We start from the raw sequence: 658 nt of genomic DNA, 5'->3' as shown, positions 1-658 counted from the left end.
TCCGTAATGGTCACTCCACTTCTGGCGCTCAGCTCTATCGCTGCAAGCTCTGCCTGAAAACCTTCCAGCTCAACTTTCAATATAACGCAGCTAAACCCAACACCCATCAATCCATTATTGCTATGGCAATGAACGGCTCCGGATGTCGTGACACGGCACGGGTTCTTGATATCAGCCTCAATACTGTCCTCCGCCACCTAAAAAACGGGAACCGAGACAGCGAGCGCAACACGTAGAGCCGGGAGCCGAAGTCGTTATCTGCTGTGAAGCTGATGAACAGTGGTCATTCGTTCGTTGTAAGAGCAATCCTCGCTGGCTCTTCTATGCGTATGACCGTATTCGAAAGCGGGTTCTTGCTCATGTCTTTGGCCCTCGAAATGCGTTGACGTTACAGCGGCTTCTAGCGTTAGTGAGAAAATTTAATATTGCCTTCTACATGACCGATGCCTGGCCGGTATACCGGACGCTGCTGGATCCAGCTCACCATGTAGTCAGCAAGAAATATACCCAACGCATAGAACGCCATAACTTGAATCTGCGAACTCATCTCAAACGGCTTACCCGAAGGACAATCTGCTTCTCCAAATCAGAAGAAATGCACGATAAGGTCATCGGCTGGTATCTAACAATCAACCATTACCACTAAATTTGAGTCATG

Annotated in this window: 1 protein-coding gene; it reads left to right on the top strand. The window is 48.6% G+C overall.

What is annotated here, in order from left to right:
- Positions 1 to 646 (top strand): IS1-like element ISEic1 family transposase gene (locus EIEH_RS18180; protein WP_152412049.1). Its coding sequence is split into 2 segments (ribosomal slippage), with 647 coding nucleotides annotated over them: positions 1 to 198 and positions 198 to 646; the frame shifts between segments, so codons are not numbered across the junction. This gene is flagged as partial in the annotation.
- Between the last annotated feature and the right edge of the window lie 12 nt (positions 647 to 658).

This window comes from Edwardsiella ictaluri ATCC 33202, from assembly GCF_000264785.1.
Lineage (GTDB): Bacteria > Pseudomonadota > Gammaproteobacteria > Enterobacterales > Enterobacteriaceae > Edwardsiella > Edwardsiella ictaluri.
This window is presented reverse-complemented; position numbering and strand designations above follow the sequence as displayed.